Consider the following 21,455-nt stretch of genomic DNA (forward strand, 5'->3'; position numbering starts at 1 on the left):
AAATGAGTAACACCTTTATTTATATTTTAATCAAAACATTAATGTTTATGTTTTGTTTCACAAGAAACAGTTAATTTATGTCTTCCTTTAGCTCTTCTAGCAGCTAATACTTTTCTACCGTTAGGAGTAGACATTCTTTCCATGAAACCATGTTTGTTTCTTCTTTTTCTATTTGAAGGTTGAAACGTTCTCTTGCTCATTGCGTTTATCTTTAAATCTTAGTATTTTACTTCTCAAAAATTTTAGCTTTGATATACTTGCGCCAAAACCGAGTGCAAATATATAAAGTCATTTGATTCTTACAAAGTCTTTTTGTAAAATATTTTTAGAAACTTGCGATTATGACTTATTTAATCTCTATTTCTAAGGAGAAAATAAGTAGTCATCGCATCAAAGATAAGAAAAATATTTTTTTTTAGACCTAAAAACAGTGTTTTGTAGCGCATAAAACTGTTTTTCTTGTTAAGAAAATTAAAAATCTTTCTTTGTATTAAAAAATAGAATTTCAAATCGGTTCTTTGCTGTTTTTCTTTTGTTAGGCTTTTTTAATTAAACCATATTCAATAGCCAATGTAATCACGGAACTTAGATTGGACGTTTGAAATTTTTCTATCAAATTCTTGCGGTGACTATCTACCGTATGGGTACTGATAAAAAGTCGATCTGCAATTTGTTGTGTCGTAAAGCCTTGTGCCGCTTCTATCAAAACCTCTTTTTCTCGTCGCGTGAGTTTGGGAATGGTATTTAAGCCATTTTTATTTTTTTTCTCTAAAACAACTTGCGTCTGCGAACACAAGAAGGTCTGTTGATTATAAACGGTGTAAATTCCTTGTACAATCTCATCTACAGAGGCATTTTTTTGAATGTAGCCTGAGGCTCCTTCTTGTAGGGAACTGTTGATGACAGCATATTCATTGTGTACACTCAACATGATAATCTGCATCTCAGGATGTTTTTTCTTCAAGGCTTTGATCCAATCCAAACTATTGATGTCTTCTAAATTGATATCGAGTAATAAAATGTGAATGGGATTCTTTTTTAATCCCTTCTGCAAGCTATCAATGGAAGGGTAACAACCTGTTACTTGAATGTTTTCTTGCTTGTTTAATATGTTTTTTAATCCTTCTAATAGCAAAGGATGATCGTCTGTTAGCGCTACTTTTATCATGTATATTTATTTAGGAAATTGAAAATCTATACTTGTTCCAAGGTTAAATTCCGAATGGATGTGGAATTCTCCTTTGAGAAATTGTACCCTGGATTGAATGTTATGTAAACCAGCAGATTTGGATTGCTGTACTTGTTCAAGATTAAAACCACAACCGTCATCTTCAATGGTCACCATATACGAATTGTCGCTTTCTACGAGTTGAATAATAATTTGCTGTGGACTCGCGTGTTTCAAGGCGTTATTGACTAACTCTTGAATAATGCGATAAACTAATAGCTGTTTGTCTTGTTGTAAGGTATGGGTATACCCTAAAAATTGAACATCAATATCCAATTGATCGGTCGACATGCGATTGGCATATTCTTTTAAAGCTTCTTCCAATCCGTATTTCAACAGTAAATCAGGCATTAAATTATGGGCTACTCGTCTTAATTCATCCACTGCATTGTCCAGGTGTTCAATAGATTTAGTCATTTCTATTTTATTGGCGTCTGTGATTTTATGTTGGAGTGTACTCAGTTGAATTTTTGTTCCAGAAAGTAAACCACCTAAGCCGTCGTGTAAATCGCGGGCCAAACGGGCACGTTCCTGTTCTTGCCCATCCAATAAGGCTGTTAAGGTTGCAATTTTTGCATGTTGCTTTTCTTTTTCCAACGCGAGGTTATACAATTCTTTTTGTTGTTTCATGCTCTTTGTACGTTGTTTATACACATAAAGCAAAACAAAGAGTAGTATCGCAAAGACAAGAGCCAAGGCTAGAAAATAAGAATTGACTTTTTCTTGGTACGAAAGTGTTTTTTTGAAGTGTTGGATATCCAACAACTTATTGTCATTTTCCAATTGAGACAATTTCAAAGCTTGTGCATGTGTCTCAGTTTCCAATTGACTGATTTCTAGTTTTTTTCGCTGATTTTCCTCTGAAAGTTTTAGATTCTCCAATTCTTGTTGCTGTTGTAAACCTAAGGTTTTCATCAGTTGAATTTGTTGTTCTTTTTTCTCCGAAGACAACTGCAACGTCAATAATTGTTGTTTCTGTTGCTCTTTTTCGTATTGTGCTTCTAGGCGTCTGCTAATTTCGAGCTTATCCTGATTGTAAATAGACTGATAGGTTTGCAAATAAAGCTTGTGAAAGTGTAGGGCACCTAAATAGTTTTCTTCTCTTTCATTGAGCTGAGCTAAACTTTCATAAATGGAAAGCAGGGTGTTTTTATCCGGTAAATGGGTGCTGTTAATTGCAGATAAGGCTGAAAGTAAATAGGATGTTGCTGCTTTTGAATCCTCTTGTTGTAAGGCAATTTCAGCTAAGATCCCATAAGAGGACGCTTGAAAATTAATCTGATGTGTCTCTTGGGCCTGTTGCAAAGCCAGGTTGGCATAATAGGTCGCTTGTTCGTTGTATTGCTTTGGAAAGGCACGCAAATATAGACTCGCTAAATTATTGGCAACAAAGGCTAAATCCGAACGAAAAGGAATTACTTCCTGATTGTTTTCGTAAGTTTTAATGGCTTTTTTGTAATACTTTTCAGCTAAATCACGTGCGTAAATATTATTGGTATTTTGAGCAAACTCGCTTTCATAGAGGTACCCCATCATCATATAAGCATCAAAAAGGGCATTGGGATTATTTTGTTTGATGGCGATATCTAAGGTAAGTTTGCTGTATTTTTCTTGTAGTTCGTAGTCGTCCCAGCTGGCATAGATACTTGTTAATTCTTTATAGGTAGCCGATAAACGACTTAATTTAGTGGGCGATTGAGGCGCTTTTTCATAGTAGGAAACTGCAGTTAGTAAAGATTGAACAGCTTTGGCTTCTTGATTGTCGCGCACGTACATCCATCCATGACAATAATTAACATAGGCCTTAATTTCATCTACGTCAATTTGTTGCACATAGTCTAAGGCTTTCTTAATGGATTTTTTTGCCTCTGTTACATTTTCGTTGAGTTGAGCATTCATCGCCAAAATAGCGTAGAGATAGGCAGCATTGGCTTTGTCCTCTTGTTTTTCAGCGATGCTAATGTTCTCCTTTAATAGCTGAGTAGCTTCTTGTTGCTTTTCTTGAAAAAAAAGTGCTTGAGCATATTTTCCGACAAGTTCAAAACGAGCAGGACTACCAGGTCTTGTTTTGTCATATTGTTCTTTGTAAGTCGTCAATATTTCTTGTCCATATACAGCAGTTGAGGTACAAAAGAGTATGCACCAAAAGATAGTGAGAAGAAATAAGGTTGATTTAAAAGAATGAAACATGAATAAATACTTAGGTATAGGCGAAGTTCGTTATTTTTTAAATGTGATGCGAATTAAATGATGTTCATCGGGATCAATGACATCGTTTAAATTGCGATCGACAACAAAATAAAGATACAATTCACCAATGCGATAGTTTTTCCAAGTAATTTCATTTCCATCAATATTCACCCCATCGAGATTCCATTGATAAATGTCCCATTCTTTTTGCTTACCTATTTTGTTGATGCGATGATCGCTATTTGAGGCATAATATAAATATTGATGTCCTTCTTCGCTTAAATTAGGAAAGAACTGATTTTGATCAAAAGGAGCTGCAAATCCCGTTCCTGGGCTAAAAAACTCAATGTCGTCAAAGGCCATTGATTCATACATATTGGTAAACTGACTGTTGTCCGTTAATAACGCCTTTGCCGAGTAAAAGAGCTCTTTTTTATCTTGGTAAGGTTTGTTTAAAAACTCAATGCTAAAGCGCTCAGGTTTTAAGGTGATGTTTTGTGTTTTTTGATCAACAACAATAGTAGTGTTCCCTTGTTTGATCAAGATGTTTTTTGTTGTAACTTCTTGTGCTTGTGTTACGATAAATGTACTTAATCCAAGGGCTAAGGCTAATAAAAACTTCTTCATAAATAGAAAGATGGTTAGTTGATTACAAAAGTAGTGAATAAGTATTTTTGTTGTACTCCCCAAAAATGATGAGTTTAATCTAGTAGTAAGTTTTTTTAAAATCTTAAAATTAAGTTAATTTTTTTTATTATATTCGTTCTATTACTATTAATATTTACTAATATGATAATTTGGTCTGGACGAGGTATTTTGAGTATATTGTTTGTCATCGCTTGTGTTTTTTTATTTACTGTTTTGTTTGTACTCCTTTTTCCTGAAGAATATAATATCCATGGATTGAGCCTAGGTTTTGTTAGTGGTGGATGGTTGACTTGGTATTTGGGTAGTCAATGGAATGCCGAAGAATTTTTTTATAAAGAAAGTGAAAATCAAATGTATCGTTCCAAAAATAATCACACTTTATTTTGGATTCCCATGCAATATGTGGGGGTGTTATTTGTGGGACTTGGAGTACTAATTTCCTTGACGAAGCATGTATGGATTGGTCTTGCAGTAGCCATACTTGCGATTGTAATGATGGGGTACAAAAAAATAAAATATAGGATAATAGGCGATGTTTCTACGCATCAAGTGACCAAAGAAAGTAAGGTTCCTTCAGTCGAGAAACAGTCTTCTAGTTGGGAAAAACGTCCAGAATCAGAAGATCCAACTCGTTTTATGCCGAAATAAAAAAGATGAATCTACATCAAAAATCACTGCTAAACTGTAGTTTTTTTATTTAAGAGGAGATGAGTGCTTATTACTTCTTGAACTTTCCGTAGTTAACGGCTTCAAAACTGCCATCTGCCTTTTTGATAAAGGTTTCTTTTCCACTTTGCACTTCTGCATTCTGTGCGGCAATGCAAAACCAGATTCCCTCGATTCTTTGCGCGACAAATAAAAATAAGGTATTTCGAATTTGGGGTACTTCGTTTGCAGTTAGCGCTGTTTGGTTGCTCAATCGTATTCGCGCATGGACGGTGGCTATGTCGGCGGTTAAGTATCGAACTTTGGTGCGTTTTAGTTCCAATTTAGCGTGGTTGAAAATAACACGTAAGCCATAGTCATGGGCTTGATAGATTTCTTCTTTCTTTTGCCACCATAGTCCTGTTACATTCACAAAATCGGCGTCTTCTACAAAAATATCGGCTAATTGCTTCGCATCGTATTGATTCCAGCCAGTGACAAACTGTTCAGCAATGTGTTCAGGTAAGGTTCTGTTCATGTTGATTGTATTACTAGCATAAAAATAAGCATACCTTCGATTTTGTGTCAAGAATTAACTTATTCATAACGAAGTGCTTCGACAGGGTCTAATTTAGAGGCTTTGATTGCTGGATATAAGCCCGAAATAACTGCTACAACTAAGGTAGTGATAAAAGCCGCTAGGATGGCAGACCAAGGAATAGCAAAAGTAAAATGCAACATAGCAGTCAATAAATATGCCGTTCCAACGCCTAACAAGGTTCCAATTAAACCTCCTAATTGTCCAATAATGAGTGTTTCCGTAAAAAATTGCTGGGCAATAGTTTTTCGCTTTGCACCCAGTGATTTGCGAATGCCTATTTCCTTGGTTCGCTCTGTCACAGAGACTAACATAATATTCATCAACGCAATCGAAGATCCTAAGATGGTAATCATTCCAATGAGCCAAGCAGCAATATTTAACATGCCTATTTGCTTTTCTAAGGATCTCAACATATCATCGCTGCGTTCAATACCAAAATTAGACTCGTTGACAACAGCTAAGTTTCGACTTGTTCGAAAATCAAGCATAGCCTGATCAATCGCCTGATTTAGAAATCCTTCTTGTTGAATCCCCACTTTAATGGTATAATTAATATTGGCTGTACTGAATATATTTCGCGCAATTTGGATGGGAATAAAAATGCGTTGATCTTCATTTTTGCCAAAGGTACTTCCTTGTTCTTTGAGGATTCCCACAATTTTGAATTTATAACCGCGAATGGAAATAACCTGATCAATTGGCGATTGATCTTTGAACATATTCTTGGAAAAATCAGACCCTACCACACATACAAAGTGATTGTTTTGACAATCGGTATAACTCAATCCTCTTCCTTGATTGATGAATAAACCACTGTTGGAAAAATAATTTTCATCACAACCGACAATGCTGATTTGAGGATCGGTTTTAACGTAATCATTTTTGACTTCAATATTCGTTGCTGCATCGAAAGAAAGAGATACTGTAGCAAAAGGATACTGATAGCGTTCTTTAAAATCAACCGCTTGTGCATAGGTAATCACTGGATTTTCTACTTGATTGGATTGGTTTTTGGCCATTCTTCCTGCGGAATCGTACTGACTAATCGTAAAAGTATTGGCACCCATGGAGGAAAAATCAGCTAAAATAGTATTTTTTAAAGCACTTACTACAGATAAAATCCCCACCAAGGCCCATATTCCAATAGCAATAATAAACACCGTAATAAAGGTGCGAAGCAATTGACTTTTGATACTCGTCGTCGCGATTTTAATATTCTCAAGCGTTATTTTCCACATGTCTGATTAGTAGCTGAAAGGGGTGAAGTGTTACAAGTAAAGATAGGAAAAAGTTGCGAAAGGTGGAAAGAGGAGAGGAGGTGGTGAAATCGGAACGCAGGGAAAATCGAAACGCAGTGAAGATTCATCGAACACCAAAACCAATATAAACTAGGTGAGATAGTTGATGAGGTGATGAGGTGATGAGAAGAGGTTAAACGATTAACCTACCTAACCAATAATCTTTAGATTTGCTTTTTTGTCAGATTACCGATTAAAGAAAAAATATCCTTAAATCAGAAAAAATTTCACCCCTCTCTTCTTTCCTCTCACCTCTTTCTAATTAAAAATAGTTTTGTCTAAACGGAGATTTACAAAAACACAAAAAAGCAACCAACAAAAAAGCAAAAACACAAAAAAGTTGTTTTTTTTCGATTACAAGAAAATTCACCCTTCTCTTCTCTCTTCTTTCCCCTTTCTAATTAAAAAATAGCTATTTTTGTAGCATTAAATAATTTGAAAATTAATTGAAAATGGCAAAGAAACCAGGTATTCCAAAAGGGACAAGAGATTTTTCTTCGATTGAAGTAGCAAGAAGACAATTTATTATGCAAACAATCCGTCATCATTTTGAGCATTTTGGTTTCCATCCAATTGAAACACCTTCTTTTGAGAATTTAGAAACCTTGATGGGGAAATATGGAGAAGAAGGAGATCGATTGATTTTTAAGATTTTAAATTCAGGAGATTATCTAAGTAAGGTAGATGAAGCACTTTTGGCGGATAAAAATAGTTTAAAAGTAACGAATCAAATTTCAGAAAAAGCGTTGCGTTATGATTTAACGGTGCCGTTTGCTCGTTATGTGGTGATGCACCAAAATGAATTGGATTTTCCATTCAAGCGCTATCAGATGCAACCTGTTTGGCGTGCAGATCGCCCTCAAAAAGGTCGCTTCAGAGAGTTTTATCAATGTGATGCTGATGTGGTGGGGTCTAAATCCCTGTGGCAAGAAGTAGAATTAGTACTTTTATATGACCGTGTATTTACTGCATTGGGAATTAATGGAGTGACCATCAAGTTAAACAATAGAAAAATCTTAGCGGGTATTGCTGAGGTTATTGGCGCTAGTGATAAGTTGATTGACTTTACTGTAGCCCTAGATAAATTAGACAAGATTGGCGAAGATGGAGTGAAGAAGGAAATGATAGAAAAGGGCATCGAAGCGGCGGCAATTGAAAAAGTTCAACCGTTGTTTAATTTTACGGGAAGCTTTGAAGAAAAGATTGAGAAATTAGGTCAGTTATTAATCGATTCTGAGCAAGGAACAAAAGGAGTAGAAGAATTGGCTTTTGTCGGAAAAGAAATTGCTCAAATCGGATTGTCAACAGCTGCGCTAAATCTAGATGTTACTTTGGCTCGTGGATTAAATTATTATACTGGAGCTATATTTGAGATTGCTGCTCCTGAAACGGTTCAAATGGGATCCATCGGAGGCGGTGGACGCTATGACGATTTAACGGGAATCTTTGGATTGAAAGACATGAGTGGGGTTGGAATTTCGTTTGGATTGGATCGTATTTACTTGGTAATGGAAGAATTAGATTTATTCCCAGCAACGGTAAATGCGTCTTCTAAGGTGATGTTTTTAAATCTTGGTGATCAAGAAATGAGTTATGCGATGCAAGCAGTAGCCCAATTGAGAGATGCTGGAATTAAAACAGAAATTTATCCAGATAAAGCCAAAATGGGGAAACAATTCCAATTTGCTGATAAGAAAAACATTCCATTTGCTGTATTAGCAGGAAGTGAAGAAATTCAACAACAAAAGTATACGGTGAAGAATTTAGCTTCTGGAGAACAACAAACGGTGAGCTTAGAAGAATTAAAAGCAATGGTACAATAAAAAGTACCAGATTAAATACAAAAAGGAGTAATAAACGAGTGTTATTACTCCTTTTTTTGTCAGGTATATTGTTTTAATTGTGAATTCGAATAGAAGCGCGTACGAGAGCCATAGCTGCGATTTTATTTAAAGGAATATCCTTGTCTTGGTGATGTTGGTTTTGACTCACTAAGCGAACATAAGTCTCTCCTTTTTCTGATTTTTGAAGAAATTTAATCGTCTTATACGTAGAATGATCATCAATAAAAATGGATAGGATATAAATTTCGCCAAAGAAAATGTTGTTGATATCGACATCTACTTTTTTGAAAGCAACAATATCCCCAGCTTTTAATAGGGGATACATTGAGTCTCCCGTAGCATAAAGGGCTCCATCTACACTTGGAAGATTGGGAACACTTAAGTAATCGACGATAAATTCATCATCAAAATCCCCGTTTGATTTAGGTAATAATCCCATAGTAGCCATGGAATTAAATAATGGGATTTTCTGAAAATCCTTGATGGGATCCACTGTTTTTCGGAAGGACACGGTTGGTTCTGCAACGAGATCATCGGGTTGTCCATTGTTTTCTTTTAACATTTGACCTTCCCCTGTAATCAACCACTCTAAATTTAAATCACTGTAAGTTGCGATTATTTTCGCTACAAATACATCTGAAACCGCAGAATTAAGTTTGTCTGCATCCAAAAAACCGCGTTTTATATCGGTATTTCTTAAGAATTCACTGATGTTAATTCCTTTGTATTCAATGTATTGTAGTATTCTTTCCTTTGTTGTTACTATATTCATCGCAAAAATATTTGTTTTTTACTAAAATTGTCGCATATTTGTCTTGTACAAGAAGATCAAACCTAAAAACGAGTAAATATATGGAAAAAATCAACACTTCAATGCGTTTTAACGAAGAATTTCGTTCTCAATTTCCCGCAAACGGTAAAAAAGCCTCCACTTTGATGCGAAAATATGGGTTAGAACCATCTGGTTTTGCGATTTATTTCGCAATGTATTTAAATGCTCCGTGTAATCAAAAACTAGTAGGATGACCGTAAATCAACTGAAAGGCAAACTAGGAGAATTAGAGCTGTGGCTCAAATCAAATGGGGTACATCCCAATTATTCTCTTGTTTTACAAGACAAACAAAGGCTAGAAAAACAATTAAAAGAACGAGAAAATGAATCAAAACTTTGAACGAGAAATAGAGCTTTATGAAGTATTAAAAGCTACAGCAAATACTGGGTATTTTACCATTGGCGAACGCATACAGATTAATCAAGAAAGGGGGTATTTGCTGAGTATAGGGTCAGAAGAAGAATTGCGACCTTATCAACTAGATGCCACCATTGAAGCAAAAGTGCAGGCACTTAAAAAATAACGAAAAAGCGTTTCTCTATACAGAGTAGACCTATGATAAGAAAGAAATCAATGGAGTATAGAGGAGACAAACACTACAATTTACTTTTACTGTTTTGGGGATTTAGAAAGTAAAAGTAAAAAGAAAAGGCTGTAGGATTCATGTTGGAGAGTATCGAGTTGTACAGTTAATTAGAAAAAAATGTTTAATGGGTGTAAAACACAAGCCATGGAGTTTTATGCTAAAAAAGATTTTGTTTGTATGAAGTCACAACAATTAGGACGTAGATTAAATAAGTTGCGTCGATACCAACTCATATTAAATTTGTATAATGAACACAAAACGCCAGATATACCTGTTAGTGTAGTATGGCGTAAATATATATATCCTGTTTATCCTATTTCTCGTACAACCTTATACGAAGTTTTAGGAACAGCCGTGCACAAAGAGTTAACACGTGTAGAAGAAGAGTGTAAACAGATGAATTTATTATAAGAACGGCTAGGAGAAATAAGGCGGTTTAAAAAAAGGATAGAGAGAAGAATTTCTTGCGTTACTAGAAGTAGTAATCCAAGAAATTCTTCTCTCTTTTTTTATGAGTTTTTTTGAGAAAACAGAAAAAGTATACCGTATGCAAGGGTATCCTATTTTGATTTTTTTCTTTTTGAAAAGAGGAGTGTAAGGGGGAGAAAAGTATGGGATTGAACACTTGTGTTTTGAAACTGAACACTTGTGTTTGGAAGCCAAACAACGAATTGAACACCTGCCTAAAATGCTGCAATTTTGTTCTCGAGATGATGAAGAAATAAGTGCTGTATACATCAAATGAGGGTGAAAAGCATACGCTGTCCGAGAGGAAAAACTAGATGATATCATACTTGGGTAAAACCGAGTACTAGGAAGTAAAATCGGAGTTGTACTTGTAATCCATGGAGTTTTATAACAAGTAAAAGTACAATAAAAAAAGAGTAAAACGCCCATAGTAGATTTTCAAATTCATGATACGAATAATCTAGTGTACTTCATTTATCCGTCTGATTTGTCTCAACTATAATAACAGTTCAGGTATGAATGAGACTATGATTGTAGCAGTTGTTGGTTTGGTTTCTTCTATTGCAACTTGGTGGGCCACTCGAAAAAAGAAGAAAGTAGAAGTACAAGCTTCGGAATTGGAAAACGTAGAGAAGTCACTAAAGTATTATAGAGAATATGTAGATGATTTGGGGAATAAGTTGAAGGAAGCAACGACTCAATTATACAATACCTCTCATTTGCACCGAGAAGCGATTGACGAGCTAAATACGGCAAGGCTAGAGATTAAAAATTTAGAGCAGCGACTCGAGATTTTAGCTAAGCAAAACAGGGAACTGATTGCTGAATTAAGGAAGTATAAACAGTTAAACGGAAAGCGAGAATGACAGCATCCAAGCAATTAATCGTACAGGCAAAGAGTCAGGTAAACGTTCAAGAGTGGCCATTGAAGAACAATAAAGGTCCAGGGGTGAAAAAGTATTTAAATAGCGTAGGTCTTGGTGAGGGATATGCTTGGTGTATGGCTTTTGTTTACTGGTGTGTACAAGAAGTTAGTCGAGATTACGGTGTGTCAAATTCCCTAAAAAAAACAGGAGGCGTTTTGGATCAGTGGAACTCACGCGAAAAATTGCGCGTGACAACTCCCCAACCAGGCGATGTATTTATTATGGATTTTGGAAAGGGAATGGGGCATACAGGAATTGTGGTAGAGGTACGCGGGGATTCCATTCTGACCATTGAGGGAAACACGAATGATGAGGCTAGTCGAGAAGGCTATATCGTGGCAGAAAAGAAAAGAAAAATTAGTTCAATCAACAAAGGGTTTATCCGCCCTTTTTAAAGAATTGCAAATCCATGAAAAAGAGTAAACGAAATCTGTTTGTGGTGAGTGTAGTGATGCTTTCTATGGGAATAGTCAGCTGTTCCAGCAACAAGAGAGCCATCAATCTCCAACCTACATCCACAGAAAAAGTAACGCGAACAGTTGAAGAAGTAAAACGGGACACGCTATGGCAAGTAGAAGCAGATCAGAGTCAATATGTAGCGGAACTTGGCATACAAGGCAATAAAATCATTGTGAAAGATGCGAATATCAAGCGCAGTAAACAAAAGGTGTTGCAACCACCAGCCGTCCAAATCCATGGAAATAAGTTGATTGTCGATTGTTATGTGGAGGCTCAACGACTGTTTTTTGAATGGAAAGATCAGTACATCCAAGAGAAAACGGTGAAAGAAGTGAGAATCCCCGTGCCTGTACCTCTTGAATTATCCTGGTGGCAATCTACGCAGTTATGGTTAGGTCGAATCTTCTTGTTGTTGATCGCTGTAGGCGGTGGAGGGTATTTTGTTCAATCCAGAAGGTAAGCAAAGGCATTTGATTGTGGATAAAATAGGTAGAAATGAAAAAGTAAGAGGAAGATGAACGGCTAAAAGGTGCTGTTGAAACAAAAAGGGGTACTACACGATTTATAATAAACACAAAATGAAGAGTGTAGTAAATAGAAAGAAATAAGAAAAACAAAAGTTATGTTACCAAAGATTAATATACAATTTCAAAACGGAAACCTAGGACAAGTGGTTTCTTCTCCCGATGGAGTTTTCGGGTTATTAGCTTCTGCAACTGCTGTAGCCAATACATTCGAATTAAATAAGGCTTATCAAGTAAAATCAATGCGCGATGTAGCAGCGCTTGGAATTTCCGCGGATTCAGCCAATAGCAAATTACACAAAACAGCAAAAGAATTCTATGCAGAAGCTGGTGATGGTGTGGAATTATGGTTGATGGGAATCGATAAAAAAACAAAATTGTCGGACTGGTTTGATGAGAAAGAAGGCGTTGTTTTAGCAGAAACCTTATTAAATGCAGCTCAAGGTAAGTTGAGAGGATTGTTTACGGCTTATGATCCAGATGCTACAATTGAAATTACAGTAGCGAAAGGATTGGATCAGGATGTTGTTGTAGCTATGTCGTTGGCTCAACAGCTAGCTGAAAAATACACCCAACGCGTATATGCTCCTTTCTTTGTCTTAGTAGAAGGATATGCTTTTGACGGAGATAAAGTTGCCTTAGAAAACCTAACAGAGAAAAATTTCAACCGCATTGCAGTTTTACTAGGAGATACAAAAAAAGGGAGTAAAGGAGCGGCAGTAGGTGTTGCAATGGGAAGGTTAGCTTCAATTGGAGTACAAGTGAATATGGGACGTGTTCGCGATGGGGCATTAAAGCCATTAACCTTATTTATTGGCAATACAGTGGTGGATCAATATGACGTAGAAGCCTTGAATGACAAAGGATATAATTCTTTCCGTTTCCACCAAGGAAAAGCAGGGTACTTCATGATTGACGATGTGTTAGCAACAGGTGAAACTGATGATTATCGCAATATCACCAGAAGAAGAACCATCGATAAAGCGTTCCGCCTTGTTTATATCGCTATGCTTGATTTCTTGTTAGACAATAGCAATGTAATGCCCGATGGAACAATCAGCCCTATTTATGCTAAAACAATTGAAAATGCAGTAGAATCGACGATTAACAACGCGATGACAGCTGCTGGAGAATTGAGCGTAGATGGAGCAAATCCAAATGACAGAGGGGTGGTTTGCCAAGTAGATTTAAGTCACAATGTTGTTAGTACAGGACAAATCAAGATGACTGTACAAGTTCGCCCAGTAGGGTATAATCGTTTTATCAATGTAGAATTGGGTTTTGTACCCGTAAATCAAAAGTAATATGGTAGTTGTAGGAGGCCGTGAGTATGAATGGGGTGATATTTCACTCGTATTGGGTAATCGTGAAGTAGTAGGGATTACAGGAATTAAGTATGGAGAAAAAATAGAACGCGAAGCGAGCTATGGTAAAGGACGCTATGCGCATTCCATTCAAAGTGGAAATATCGCTGTCGATGGGGAGATTACTTTACTGCAAAGCGAGGTAATTGCCTTACAGAAAGCAGGCGTAAATCAAAGCTTATTATCCTTGAATTTGGACGCAATCGTGAATTATGGTAATCCATCTGAAGGTGAAGCTATGCGTACAGATCGAATTATCGGTATTCGATTTACAGAAGATGTAAGAGAGTGGAAACAAGGCGATAAACGCGCTGAAATTACATTGCCATTTTTAGCCCTGCGCGTAGTAAGTGGAGTATAAAATAGAATAAAAATCAATTGAAAAAGCCTCCGTAAAGAGGAGGCTTTTCTTTAAAAAACAAAAAAAATGAGTAAAGTTTTTATTGGAGAAGTAACTCCTGAGCAAGTGGAAATGTTTAAACAGCAACATAAGGTTGTGCATAAATTAAAATCAGACAGTGGCGTGTATGCTATTGTTCGCAGACCAACGATGAAAGAAATCGAATACGGTCAGACGATGTTGGCACAAAATAAATTCATTTCTTATAACAAACATCTCTTTGATACTTGTTTGTTAGCACTTAATGAAGATATCCGAGAAGATGAGTATAAAGTCAATGCTTTTGCTTCTCAGATGATGATGGTTGTCGAAATTGAGCGCGTTGAGGTGGAAAAGCTTTAGGAGAAGCACTATTTGAGCGCCGAACGACTTCTCCTACTTCTTCTGGAAAAGGAAAACAACTAACCCAGGAAGAATATTACAAGGCGTTAGACCAATGGATCAGTAGTATTCGAAAGATACATGGAGCTATTCGGTATTATTTGAAGCTAGAACCTTATGATATGGAATTATGGGAATGGGCGCATCGATTTAGAGAGTTGGAATGGATAAGAAAAGAAGAATCAAAAGTAGGACATGGCTAATTTATCAGAATATATAGAAGAAGTAAGAGAGAATACATTTAGTGGAATGCAACGATTGGGAGCAAATCAACTGAATAGTACAAATGCAAATGGGGATGATTCGATACAAGAATCACAGCAATTGCGCCAGAAAGGAGCGACACTTAATGTACTAAAGGAGCGCCAGGGTAAACTTAAAAATGAACGTGCATTAGTCAATTCCAAGGATTTAACGACTCTTCGTGCCTATAACGATGAAGTAAATGCTTTGGAAAAACAAATAAGTAAGCTTGAAAATATTACCTCGGAAAATAAATTGGGCGCCTGGTTTAAAAAAACATTCAACGAATCTTCCTTTGGAAAAATGCTCAATAATCCGTTGTTATTGCTTCAAAAAACACTCAGTGCAGGAATGGAAAATGATTCCCATAAGGTCAGTTTCGAAGTCCTACTTCATTCGGAGAAAGCAGCAAAAAAATTGATGCAAGATCTCAGTGGAATCAAAATGGATCAAGGCGCTTTGTCAGGTGCAGCTGAGGGCATGTTGAGACAGGGAGTAGATCAAAAAGACGTCACTCCTTTATTAAGTTCAATGGGAGATATTTCAGGAGGAGATGGGGAATCTTTGGGGCGTTTAGCCGCTGCTTACACCCAAGTGAATAATGAGGGGAAACTATTAAGTGGGACATTAAATCAACTCATTGGCGCTGGTTTTAATCCTTTGTTGCAAATGTCTCAATCTACTGGAAAATCTATGGAAGAGCTAAAAGCAGAAATGGATCAAGGGTTGATTTCTACTGATAGGTTGAAGCAGGCGTTTTTTGACGCAACAGGAGAAGGAGGACAATTTCATAATATGCTTGAAAAGCAGGCCGATACATTAGGAGGTAAATGGGAGGATTTTATGCGTAAAATAAATGGAGGCTTGATTCAAATGTATGAAGTAATTGGGCCAGTCGTAGAAAAACTGATCGAATTTGGAGGTTGGGCATTTGATGCGGTAGCAAATGGTTTAGAATGGCTTGTAAATAAAATCGAAGAAGGAAATCCTTTGGTATTGGGTTTTGCCTTAGCAGTAGGTGCCGTTATGTTAGCTCTTGCGGTTATGAAAACGGGAATGTTCTTGGCAGCTATAGGGCAAGCTGCTCTAACTACGGTAACGAATTTATCTAGTTTAGCTTGGTGGAAATTGAATGCAGCTATGTTAGCTAATCCCATTACCTTGTTTATAGCGGCTTTCATCTTTGTAATTAGTTTAGTAGCATCCGCTATTTATTACTTCGATACTTGGGGTTCTACGATATTAACTATGCTGGGACCCGTGGGAACTTTGATTAATGCTATTGTTCTAATAGGTAGACATTGGGATAGTATTACAGAAGCGTTTAAAAGTGATGGAATACTCGGAGGATTTAAGCGAATAGGACAAGTGTTATTAGATACGCTTTTGCATCCGATACAACGCGTCCTAGGATGGATAGGAGAATTAACAGATTGGGATTGGGCAAAGAATGCAGGTAAAGAAGTAGAGGAACTAAGAAAGAAATGGGATTTAGTAACTCCTGAAGAAACGGAGGAAAAGGCGGGGATGTTGAATGATATCAAATCAAAAATGGGTTTCGGTGATAACGCTCTACTAAAAGAAATCACAGATCAACAGACTTCTGGTATTGCCGATACTAAAGGAATACTTGGTAAACAGCAAATAGATACGTCGATTAACACCAATCAAGGAGCTCAAAACAACTCAAACGCAGCAGCAACCACTGCAAATGGAGGAACAAAACACAACTATATTACCATTAGTTTAAATGATTTAATAGGAGTTGTCAATATTAACAAAGCTGGATTCCAAGAATCAGTAGAAGACATGGAAGGAGAAGTAACCGATGCTTTACTTCGTCTATTGGGATCCGCTGTAAATGCAGGAAATTAAGATGAATGATATGATATTGAGCTCGTTAATGGGAGGTAAGATTATTAAAAAAGCACCTCCTTTTATAGCGCTAGAAAAAGCTTTAGGTATTTCGGTAGTCTCTCATAATTCAGACCCCTCTTGGAATAATGTAAATAGTCGAGTTGCTAAAGAACAACAGTTTTTTCCATTGACTTTGTCTGTAGATGGAGGAACCGCTTTTACATTACCCTACGAACCTTTAATCAGTATTGAGGGAAAAAATAGTATAGTAAAACGCTCGGTGCTCAAGTATAACGAACAATTTTCTGGAAGTACATATGGTACAGTGAAAGAACGTTGGAGCACAGATGATTATAAAATTTCAATTACAGGTGTTTTACTAGGGGAAAATGAAAGGGGAACTTATGATCAAGCCTTTCCTCGGGAAGACTTCGAATCGTTAAAGTATTATTTGTTGCAAGGCAAGGAAATTGCTGTTACTTCCCCGATTTTTGAAATCATGGGTATTCATTATATCGCTATAGAAGATTTTAGCTTTCCCTTCGTAAAAGGTGAAAATGTGTTGGCTTATGAAATAAAAGCCTTATCTGATGTACCACTACAATTATTTGAATAATAAGATGGTTACCATGTGTTATCAAGTCAGTTTTAAAACTGAGGAAGAAAAGACTTATAACCTCAATCTCTTGCATGCAGTAGAAATTGAGAAGTCTGTGGAAAAATTAGCGGCTACTTGTACCATTACCTTACCTCTTTTTCGCTATAACAATCCCTTGTTTGTCCATGAGGATATTAAACGCGGAACGGAAGTAACGGTCTGCTTGGGGTATGATAATCAGTTGGAAGAAGAGTTTAGGGGCTATGTAACTAAGATTGTGTACAACAATAGTTCCATTGTAATTGAATGTGAAGATGCATTATTCTTGTTTAGAAAGAGTTTGCAAAATGAACAACTCCAGGAAATTACGTTGAAAGATCTACTTATTCATATCAGTAAACAAATAGATCCTACCTATACAATAGATTGTGATTACGAATTTACTTATGAAACCTATACCCTAAACAATAAGACAGGATACGATATTTTGAAGGAGATTCAAGATAACCTCACTGCGAATGTTTGGTTTAATACAAAGGAGAAAATGCTACATGTTCACTTGCTTTACACCGATAAATTGGGAAAAGTAAAATACTCTGCACATCAAAATATAGAATCTTCTACTTTGGAATACACTACAGGAGAAGATAGAAAAGTAGAGGTTATTGTGGAAATTATGGAGGCTAATGGAAAAGCGAAACAAATCAAAGTAGGAGAGCATGGAGGAGAGCAGTTTTCGCTAAAAATTGGAAATGCAAAAGGGAAGGATATTCAAAAATTAGCCAAGTCCATTTATGAAAAAAAGAAAGCAGATCGCTTAAACGGATCCTTGACAAGTTGGTTGGTTCCTTTTGTGTCTCCTGGGTTTACCGTAGAAATTATTGATCAAGAATATCCAGAACGAAGGGGATCCTACTATGTTGCAAGTGTAAAAACTAGCTTTAGTGATGCTGGGGGAGTGAGAACGATTGAACCTGGAATAAAATTAGGATAGATGAGTGCAAAAAATGTAAGACAATTCATCCAACAGATTGTTGGAGATATGTGGAACCTCCCATTTACAGCAAAAGTTACGCAAATAAAAGGAGAGACCTGCTCCATTCAACTCGCTAGTGGATTGGAATTGAATGGCGTCAGGCTCAAGGCAACTCAAACAGGAGAGGAACAAAAAATATTGCTTACGCCTCGAATTGGCAGTGATGTAATTGTTTTCTCTCAAAGTGGGGACCTAAACAATTTATTTGTTGTGCAAATCAATGAAGTAGATAAAATTGAACTTGTAAATGAGGCAATGCAAATTACCTTAGAAGATAAGGTGAGTATCGTAGTGGATGGCGTGGATCTCGGACAAACGTTGGCCAATCTATGTGAGGCGATCAAAACGCTGACTGTTAGTACGGGAACCGGTCCTTCCGGAACGCCCCTACCACCAACGCAACAAAAAATCCAACAGTTAGAACGCGATTTAAAAACATTGTTTAACTAATGTAAAAGGATAAAGTATGGCTTTAGATAAGAGTAAACTAGAAACGGGAATCAGGCAATTGCTTGAAGATATGATGAAAAGAGAAGAAAACTCTTTTGACGAATTTGCGAACCGCTTGGCGACGGTGATTGATACATATGTCAAAGAAGGAGAAATCGAGTATTTAGGCGGATTGGCAAATTCGGGTGGTGCAGTAACAGGAACTATACAAGGAACTATAAAATGAGTAAAAATATTGGAATACAGATTCAGGGAGATAAGGAACATCCTGCTTTCATGGACTTGCACGTTGAGGTGCAACGAGATCAACAAGGCCTCATTATACAAGGAATCGTCGTGAATGATATCGTGGAGCAAAATAAATCCTTGCTTTTGATTACACATCCAGGCGAGTGGAAAATGAATCCAACCTTGGGTGTCGGATTGAGTAATATGCTCTTGGATCACGATTACCTCGCGTGGAGACATCGCATACGCGAACAGTTTGCCCTAGATGAGTTGGTCGTTTATCGCTTGGACTTATTCCCTAATAAACCCTTTGTCATTGATGCAAACTATAAAAAATAACCAATCACTATTTGATTTCGCCCTACAAACCTATGGTAATGTATGTGCCGTATTCGATATTGCTTTAACCAATAATAGTTGTTGTACCGATCTTTTTGAAGTAGGTACGATGCTCGAACTACCCAAAAGTGAATACACTGCAAAAGGTGTTTTGGAGTACTACCACAGAGAGCATATTGAATTGGCAACAGTAGATGGTGAAAATGATGAAATCCCTTTAGAGGAATTCCTTTTGAAAGGGATAACTCCAGTACTATAATACAATAAATATGGCTAGAGAAATAAGAGAAATAAAAAAGCAGATGACCGATCATTATATCGCAAATGCTGCTGTTAGTAAAACATACAACTTAGATCCAGTAAAAACTTTTGAACAGCAATTTAGCAAGGTTTCTATTGAGAATATGTTGTTTGATACCCTTGCATTTGCAATTTGGTTGTTTGAGAAGTTGTTGGATCAAAATAAAGTGGATATCAATGAGGAAATTGCCAAATCGCGTATTCACAATCAAAAATGGTATAGAGAAAAAGCGCTGGACTTTATGTTTGGTCGATCATTAACAGAATCAGATCGTTACGATACAACGGATTTAACCGAAAAGGAAATTCAGGAAGCGAAAATTATTGCCAATGCTGCTCCAGTTAAAATGCAAGGGTATTTGAGAATGAAAGTGGTTAAGCGCAAAGGTGAGGAATTACACCCTTTATCGCCTGCAGAATTAAAAGCATTTGAAAGTTATATGAATAGAGTAACGGATGCAGGAACCTACGTGGTTCCAACAACGAATGCTGCGGATGATTTGAAACTGCATTTAGATGTGTATTACAATGAAATGATTTTGGCTCAAGATGGATCTCGTTTGGATGGAACAGTTCAAAAACCCGTGATAGACGTAATGAATAGTTATTTGAAGAGTTTGCGTTTTAATGGGGCTTTTGTAGAAACTAAATTGATGGATGAGATTCAGAAAATAGAAGGAGTTTCTATGGTTAAAATCGTAGGAGCTTGGTCTAAGTATGGTTTTTATGGCTATGAATCAACAGAAAATCCCAATGTAGGGCTTATTAATGAGGTGAGAATTGCGGATGCGGGTTATATGAAACTCGATGAAACCAATACAGTAGTGAATTACAAAGCTTTTATGGATTATGAATAATGTTTTTTATCTCAATTGGAATCGATTAACCACTTTCTTTATTCCCAAAGTCTTGCGAAAAACATTGATACTAACCTTTATCAATAGTGCTGTTTTACCTTTAAAAGCCAATCATATCGCATTTCTAAGTTTTAAAAAGAATACAGAATACATTTTAAAACACAATGGACAAGTTGTTTATCTACAAAAAATGCTCAATGATAAATTCGATAAGAATGAAAGACGGATAAAAGTAGACAATGTAAAACCAATTATACCGCTTAGGTTGTATTATGTGGAAGATGCTAAACCGTTGTTTTCCTATCATATTGAAGAGGGAAAATCGAAGCATTTTTTTAGAAGTGGACATTATTACAATGAATTTGATTTTATCGTATCAATTCCCAATGATCTAATTGAATCTGAATCTCAGATGCAAGCACAAATCAATTACTATAAACTGTTTTCAAAAAACTATAAAATTGTAACACAATGAAAAAATTAATATTCTCAGGTACTGGGTATCCTGTATCCATAAAAACACTGGAATACCTTCAAGATAATACCCTGAATACGGTTGCAGCCTTTACTAAATCAAAAGTAAATTACGAGGTAATTTGGGGGATGAATCTCAATCTAACAAAGACTCGTATCAGTGATGGAGCGTTTGTTTATAATGGAGAAATCATCCCTTTTACAGGAGGTGTATTAGGTATAGATCCTACTATAACAATTAATGAGTGGATTGACAGTGATACCTTTAATACTAATCCCAATTCCTTAACAGCGGTTGAAACATTACCGGCTTATAGTAGTAAGGTAGGGAGTATAGGAACAGGAGGGATTCATACATTTTCAGTCGCTTCATTGAAGCGATATAAACAACAAGTCGTTATAGATTCTGGGGTAGTTATTCGAACCGAACCAGATGTATGGAAAGGCGTGTTTGATGGAATAATTCATTGTGATCATAAACCGTTAACGGAGGATGAATTGGCGAATACAATGATTATTTACACTTTGACGAGACACAACCAAAATACATCCTATTTAAATGGAGCTAGCCATAATTTGCTCCATCGTTTTTCTGATCATTTTCTTATTAGTGTAAGTATGGCATTAAGTCCTGGGGAATCACCAATGGTACAATGGCAAATAGTAAGATTAAAGTAA

Annotated in this window: 29 protein-coding genes; 22 read left to right on the top strand and 7 right to left on the bottom strand. The window is 36.5% G+C overall.

Going from position 1 to position 21,455, the window contains the following annotated elements:
• Positions 1 to 38: 38 nt before the first annotated feature.
• The 4 genes from rpmH to HX004_RS10125 all read right to left on the bottom strand — a co-directional run bounded on the left by rpmH (position 39) and on the right by HX004_RS10125 (position 4,045).
• Positions 39 to 200 (bottom strand): 50S ribosomal protein L34, encoded by a 162-nt coding sequence (gene rpmH, locus HX004_RS10110; RefSeq protein WP_002990519.1) that lies wholly within the window; start codon positions 198 to 200, stop codon positions 39 to 41.
• A gap of 335 nt (positions 201 to 535) precedes the next feature.
• Positions 536 to 1,168, bottom strand: a complete 633-nt coding sequence (locus tag HX004_RS10115; protein ID WP_286442370.1) for a response regulator transcription factor — start codon at positions 1,166 to 1,168, stop codon at positions 536 to 538.
• A 6-nt stretch (positions 1,169 to 1,174) separates the two neighbouring features.
• Complete coding sequence (locus HX004_RS10120; protein WP_286442371.1) at positions 1,175 to 3,418, bottom strand: tetratricopeptide repeat-containing sensor histidine kinase; 2,244 nt, start codon at positions 3,416 to 3,418, stop codon at positions 1,175 to 1,177.
• Between the two features lie 30 nt (positions 3,419 to 3,448).
• Positions 3,449 to 4,045 (bottom strand): hypothetical protein, encoded by a 597-nt coding sequence (locus tag HX004_RS10125; RefSeq protein ID WP_286442372.1) that lies wholly within the window; start codon positions 4,043 to 4,045, stop codon positions 3,449 to 3,451.
• 162 nt (positions 4,046 to 4,207) lie between these two features.
• On the opposite strand from HX004_RS10125, the gene HX004_RS10130 reads away from it, so the two are divergent.
• A complete protein-coding gene (locus HX004_RS10130) occupies positions 4,208 to 4,714 on the top strand; it encodes a hypothetical protein (protein WP_286442373.1) in 507 nt (168 codons plus the stop codon).
• A gap of 70 nt (positions 4,715 to 4,784) precedes the next feature.
• Here HX004_RS10130 and HX004_RS10135 read toward each other — a convergent pair whose 3' ends face one another.
• Together HX004_RS10135 and HX004_RS10140 are read right to left on the bottom strand one after the other, a co-directional pair.
• Positions 4,785 to 5,249: an SgcJ/EcaC family oxidoreductase gene (locus HX004_RS10135; protein WP_286442374.1), complete on the bottom strand. Its 465-nt coding sequence runs from the start codon at positions 5,247 to 5,249 to the stop codon at positions 4,785 to 4,787.
• A 59-nt stretch (positions 5,250 to 5,308) separates the two neighbouring features.
• Positions 5,309 to 6,550, bottom strand: a complete 1,242-nt coding sequence (locus HX004_RS10140) for an ABC transporter permease (RefSeq protein ID WP_286442375.1) — start codon at positions 6,548 to 6,550, stop codon at positions 5,309 to 5,311.
• Positions 6,551 to 7,062: 512 nt separating this feature from the next.
• Between HX004_RS10140 and hisS the strand changes: the two genes are divergently transcribed.
• On the top strand, positions 7,063 to 8,433 hold the full coding sequence (gene hisS, locus HX004_RS10145) for a histidine--tRNA ligase (protein ID WP_286442376.1): 1,371 nt from the start codon (positions 7,063 to 7,065) through the stop codon (positions 8,431 to 8,433).
• 73 nt (positions 8,434 to 8,506) lie between these two features.
• Here the strand turns inward: hisS and HX004_RS10150 are convergent, their stop codons facing one another.
• Complete coding sequence (locus HX004_RS10150) at positions 8,507 to 9,226, bottom strand: S24 family peptidase (RefSeq protein ID WP_286442377.1); 720 nt, start codon at positions 9,224 to 9,226, stop codon at positions 8,507 to 8,509.
• Between the two features lie 80 nt (positions 9,227 to 9,306).
• Here HX004_RS10150 and HX004_RS10155 point away from each other — a divergent pair, with 80 nt between their 5' ends.
• The 20 genes from HX004_RS10155 to HX004_RS10250 all read left to right on the top strand — a co-directional run bounded on the left by HX004_RS10155 (position 9,307) and on the right by HX004_RS10250 (position 21,455).
• Positions 9,307 to 9,480: a hypothetical protein gene (locus HX004_RS10155; RefSeq protein WP_286442378.1), complete on the top strand. Its 174-nt coding sequence runs from the start codon at positions 9,307 to 9,309 to the stop codon at positions 9,478 to 9,480.
• On the top strand, positions 9,477 to 9,626 hold the full coding sequence (locus HX004_RS10160) for a hypothetical protein (protein WP_286442379.1): 150 nt from the start codon (positions 9,477 to 9,479) through the stop codon (positions 9,624 to 9,626). The genes HX004_RS10155 and HX004_RS10160 overlap by 4 nt, the downstream gene beginning before the upstream one ends.
• Complete coding sequence (locus HX004_RS10165; protein ID WP_286442380.1) at positions 9,610 to 9,810, top strand: hypothetical protein; 201 nt, start codon at positions 9,610 to 9,612, stop codon at positions 9,808 to 9,810. The genes HX004_RS10160 and HX004_RS10165 overlap by 17 nt, the downstream gene beginning before the upstream one ends.
• Positions 9,811 to 10,050: 240 nt before the next feature.
• Positions 10,051 to 10,284 (top strand): hypothetical protein, encoded by a 234-nt coding sequence (locus tag HX004_RS10170; RefSeq protein ID WP_286442381.1) that lies wholly within the window; start codon positions 10,051 to 10,053, stop codon positions 10,282 to 10,284.
• Between the two features lie 572 nt (positions 10,285 to 10,856).
• On the top strand, positions 10,857 to 11,207 hold the full coding sequence (locus HX004_RS10175) for a hypothetical protein (RefSeq protein ID WP_286442382.1): 351 nt from the start codon (positions 10,857 to 10,859) through the stop codon (positions 11,205 to 11,207).
• Positions 11,204 to 11,662, top strand: a complete 459-nt coding sequence (locus tag HX004_RS10180) for a CHAP domain-containing protein (protein WP_286442383.1) — start codon at positions 11,204 to 11,206, stop codon at positions 11,660 to 11,662. The genes HX004_RS10175 and HX004_RS10180 overlap by 4 nt, the downstream gene beginning before the upstream one ends.
• Before the next feature lie 14 nt (positions 11,663 to 11,676).
• Positions 11,677 to 12,186: a hypothetical protein gene (locus tag HX004_RS10185; protein WP_286442384.1), complete on the top strand. Its 510-nt coding sequence runs from the start codon at positions 11,677 to 11,679 to the stop codon at positions 12,184 to 12,186.
• Between the two features lie 162 nt (positions 12,187 to 12,348).
• Positions 12,349 to 13,554 (top strand): DUF2586 family protein, encoded by a 1,206-nt coding sequence (locus HX004_RS10190; protein ID WP_286442385.1) that lies wholly within the window; start codon positions 12,349 to 12,351, stop codon positions 13,552 to 13,554.
• A 1-nt stretch (position 13,555) separates the two neighbouring features.
• On the top strand, positions 13,556 to 13,975 hold the full coding sequence (locus HX004_RS10195; RefSeq protein WP_286442386.1) for a hypothetical protein: 420 nt from the start codon (positions 13,556 to 13,558) through the stop codon (positions 13,973 to 13,975).
• A gap of 66 nt (positions 13,976 to 14,041) precedes the next feature.
• Positions 14,042 to 14,356, top strand: a complete 315-nt coding sequence (locus HX004_RS10200) for a hypothetical protein (RefSeq protein ID WP_259189520.1) — start codon at positions 14,042 to 14,044, stop codon at positions 14,354 to 14,356.
• A gap of 234 nt (positions 14,357 to 14,590) precedes the next feature.
• Positions 14,591 to 16,513, top strand: coding sequence for a tape measure protein (locus HX004_RS10205; RefSeq protein ID WP_286442387.1), 1,923 nt, complete (start codon positions 14,591 to 14,593; stop codon positions 16,511 to 16,513).
• A gap of 1 nt (position 16,514) precedes the next feature.
• Positions 16,515 to 17,111, top strand: coding sequence for a DUF6046 domain-containing protein (locus HX004_RS10210; RefSeq protein WP_286442388.1), 597 nt, complete (start codon positions 16,515 to 16,517; stop codon positions 17,109 to 17,111).
• Positions 17,086 to 18,087, top strand: coding sequence for a hypothetical protein (locus HX004_RS10215; protein WP_286442389.1), 1,002 nt, complete (start codon positions 17,086 to 17,088; stop codon positions 18,085 to 18,087). The genes HX004_RS10210 and HX004_RS10215 overlap by 26 nt, the downstream gene beginning before the upstream one ends.
• Entirely contained in the window at positions 18,088 to 18,579 is a 492-nt protein-coding gene (locus tag HX004_RS10220; RefSeq protein WP_286442390.1) for a hypothetical protein, read from the top strand. It begins immediately after the preceding gene.
• Between the two features lie 16 nt (positions 18,580 to 18,595).
• Complete coding sequence (locus tag HX004_RS10225; RefSeq protein ID WP_286442391.1) at positions 18,596 to 18,805, top strand: hypothetical protein; 210 nt, start codon at positions 18,596 to 18,598, stop codon at positions 18,803 to 18,805.
• A complete protein-coding gene (locus HX004_RS10230) occupies positions 18,802 to 19,146 on the top strand; it encodes a hypothetical protein (protein WP_286442392.1) in 345 nt (114 codons plus the stop codon). The genes HX004_RS10225 and HX004_RS10230 overlap by 4 nt, the downstream gene beginning before the upstream one ends.
• The gene (locus HX004_RS10235) at positions 19,127 to 19,405 is read left to right on the top strand and encodes a hypothetical protein (RefSeq protein ID WP_286442393.1); all 279 of its coding nucleotides are present in this window, start codon (positions 19,127 to 19,129) and stop codon (positions 19,403 to 19,405) included. The genes HX004_RS10230 and HX004_RS10235 overlap by 20 nt, the downstream gene beginning before the upstream one ends.
• A gap of 10 nt (positions 19,406 to 19,415) precedes the next feature.
• Positions 19,416 to 20,303 (top strand): hypothetical protein, encoded by an 888-nt coding sequence (locus HX004_RS10240; RefSeq protein WP_286442394.1) that lies wholly within the window; start codon positions 19,416 to 19,418, stop codon positions 20,301 to 20,303.
• Positions 20,296 to 20,778 carry a hypothetical protein gene (locus HX004_RS10245; RefSeq protein WP_286442395.1) on the top strand — a complete coding sequence of 161 codons (483 nt, stop codon included), beginning with the start codon at positions 20,296 to 20,298 and terminating at the stop codon, positions 20,776 to 20,778. The genes HX004_RS10240 and HX004_RS10245 overlap by 8 nt, the downstream gene beginning before the upstream one ends.
• Positions 20,775 to 21,455: a hypothetical protein gene (locus tag HX004_RS10250; protein ID WP_286442396.1), complete on the top strand. Its 681-nt coding sequence runs from the start codon at positions 20,775 to 20,777 to the stop codon at positions 21,453 to 21,455. Before HX004_RS10245 ends, HX004_RS10250 begins: the two co-directional genes overlap by 4 nt.

The organism is Myroides sp. 1354, assembly GCF_030324495.1.
Lineage (GTDB): Bacteria > Bacteroidota > Bacteroidia > Flavobacteriales > Flavobacteriaceae > Flavobacterium.